The organism is Actinomadura kijaniata NBRC 14229 (assembly GCF_001552175.1).
In the GTDB taxonomy this organism is placed as follows: Bacteria; Actinomycetota; Actinomycetes; order Streptosporangiales; family Streptosporangiaceae; genus Spirillospora; species Spirillospora kijaniata.
The window spans coordinates 1-3,011 of the sequence record NZ_BCQR01000321.1 but is presented as its reverse complement, the minus strand read 5'-3'; the positions used below and the strand labels follow the sequence as shown (position 1 = coordinate 3,011).

The window sequence follows — 3,011 nt, the reverse complement described above, 5'->3', positions numbered from 1 at the left end:
GGCCACACCCAGGCCGCCGCCGGTGTCGCCGGGGTCATCAAGATGGTGCAGGCGATGCGGCACGGCGTGCTGCCCCGGACGCTGCACGTCGACGAGCCGACCCCGCACGTCGACTGGTCGGCCGGGAACGTCGGGCTGCTCACCGAGGAACGGCCCTGGCCCGAGACCGGGCGGCCGCGCCGCGCGGCCGTCTCGGCGTTCGGCATCAGCGGCACCAACGCCCACGTCATCCTGGAAGGGGCTCCGGAGAGCACCGCGACGCCGACGCGCGACGGGAACGGTGAGGACCCCGTCCCCTGGCTGCTGTCCGCCCGCACCGGGTCCGCCCTCGCCGCCCGGGCGCGCGAGCTGGCCGACCACCTCGCCGAGCACCCGGACCTCCACCCCGCCGACGTCGGCGTCGCGCTGGCCGCGCGCGCCGTCCACGACCACCGCGCGGCCGTGACGGGCGGCACCCGTGAGGAGTTCCTCGCCGGTCTGGAGGCCGTCGCGAACGGCCGCGCCGCGGCCGGCGTCGTGCTCGGCGGCGGCGGGAACGGCAGGACCGCCTTCCTGTTCTCCGGGCAGGGCGGCCAGCGTCCCGGGATGGGACGCGACCTCTACGACCGGTACGAGGTGTTCGCGGCCGAGCTGGACCGGATCTGCGCGCGGATGGACGGGCACCTGGACACGCCGCTGCATTCGGTGATGTTCGCCGGGGAGGGCACGCCCGAGGCCGCGCTCCTCGACGAGACCCGGTTCGCCCAACCGGCGGTCTTCGCCCTGGAGGTGGCGCTGTTCCGGCTGCTCGGGTCGTGGGGCGTACGGCCCGACGTGCTACTCGGGCACTCCATCGGCGAGGTCGCCGCCGCGCACGTCGCCGGGGTGCTCGACCTCGACGACGCGTGCACGCTCGTCGCCGAGCGGGCGCGCCTGATGCAGGCGGTGGACACGCCCGGCGCGATGGTCGCCGTCCGCGCGGGCGAGGCCGAGGTCGCCGAATCGCTGCGGGACGTGAGCGGGACCGTCGCGATCGCGGCGGTCAACGCGGCCGACGCGACGGTGGTGTCCGGCGACGAGGACGCCGTCGCCCTCGTCGCGGCGCGGTGGGCCGAACGCGGCCGCAAGACGACCCGGCTGCGGGTCAGCCACGCGTTCCACTCCCCGCACATGGACGCCATGCTCGACGAGTTCCTCCAGGTCACCGGGCGCCTCACCTATCGGCCGCCGACGGTGCCGATCGTGTCGGGCGTCACCGGCCGGCCGGTCGGCGCGCGGGAGCTGGGCGACCCGGAGTACTGGACGCGGCAGGTGCGGCGGCCCGTCCGGTTCCACGACGGGACGGTCGCGCTGCGCGAGCTGGGCGTCACGACCCATCTGGAGCTCGGACCCGACGCGGCCCTCACGGCCCTGCCCGCCGAGGAGGGCACCGGCCACCGGGTGGCGACCCAGCGCCGGGACCGTCCGGAGGCGTGGACCCTCGTCACCGCCGTCGCCGAGGCCGCGCTGCACGGCGTGCCGGTCGACTGGCGGGAGTTCTTCGCCCGGCTGGACGCGCGGCCGGTGCCCCTGCCCAACTACCCGTTCGAGGGTCGCCGGTACTGGCTGTCGGCGGACGCCCCCGCCGCCGGCTCCCTCGGCCCGGACACCGGCGCGCACGGGCTGCTCAGGACCGCGACGCCCCTCGCCGAGACCGGCGGCTGGCTGCTGGGGGGCCGCGCGTCGCGGCGGACCCACCCGTGGCTCGCCGAGCACACCGTGAACGGCGCGGCGCTCGTCCCCGGCACGGTCTTCCTCGACCTGGCCGTGCACGCGGCACGGGTCGGCGGGTGCGACCGGATCGACGAGCTCACGGTCGAGTCCCCGCTCACGTTGCCGGAACGCGGCTCGGTCGACCTCCAGGTGACGGTGTCCGGGCGGGACGCGCACGGCGCCCGGTCGATCGCCATCAGCTCGCGCGCCGCCGCGACCGGTCCCGACGACGACGAACGACCGTGGACCCGGCACGCCTCGGGGACCCTCGGCGAGCGGGCCGCCGAGCCGCCCGCCGGGCCGTTCGCCGACTTCCCCGCGGCCTGGCCCCCGCCGGGCGCGGAACCGATCGACCTCGACGGACTCTACGAGGCGCTCGCCGACATCGGCGTCGGCTACGGCCCCGCCTTCCAGGGCCTGCGGGCGGCCTGGCGCGTCGGCTCGACGGTCTACACCGAGTCCCACGCGCCCGACCCCGGCGGCGAGCCGGACGGCGTGCATCCCGCGATGCTCGACGCGGCCCTGCACGCCCTGGCGACCGACCATCCCTCGCTGGGCTCGGGGGAGGAGATCCTGCTGCCGTTCTCCTGGCGCGGCGTCACCCCGCGCACCTGGCGGGCCACCACGATCCGGACCCGGCTGGCCCCGGCCGGACCGGACGCGCTGGCGCTGGCCGTCACCGACGAGGACGGGACGCCGGTCGCGGCGGTCGAAGCGCTCACGGTGCGCGCCGTGCCCATCAGCAGGATCAGCGCGCGCCGGGCCGAGGCCTACCGGCTCGGCTGGACCCCCGCCGCCGAGCCCACGGCCCCGGCCCCGGAGCCGGACGCGGACGTGGAGATCCTCCCGGTCGTCCCCTCCGGCGACACGAGCGAGACCGTCGCCCGGGTACTGCTCAGGATGCGGGAATGGCTGGCCGAGGAGGACCCGGCGCGCTCCCGCCTGGTGGTCGTCACCCGGAACGCCGTCGTCACGGGCCCGGAGGACACGGTCGTCGATCCGGCCGCCGCGGCGGTCTGGGGCCTGGTGCGGTCCGCCCAGAACGAGCATCCCGGCCGGTTCGTCCTGGTCGACCTGGACGGGAGCGAGGACGGGAGCGAGGCGTCCGACCTGTCCCTCCCCTCGGCCCTCGCCCTCGACGAGCCCCAGATCGCGCTGCGCGACGGCCGTCGCCTGACGCCGCGCGTGGCCGCGACCCCGCTGCCCGCCCCCGGCCCCTCGCCGCTCGACCCCGAGGGGACCGTCCTGGTCACCGGTGGCACCGGGGCCCTGGGGGCGCT

1 protein-coding gene is annotated in these 3,011 nt (G+C 77.1%); it reads left to right on the top strand.

What is annotated here, in order from left to right:
• Nucleotides 1-3,011: acyltransferase domain-containing protein (locus AKI01S_RS48435; protein WP_157420760.1), on the top strand; the 3,011-nt coding region annotated here is incomplete at both ends.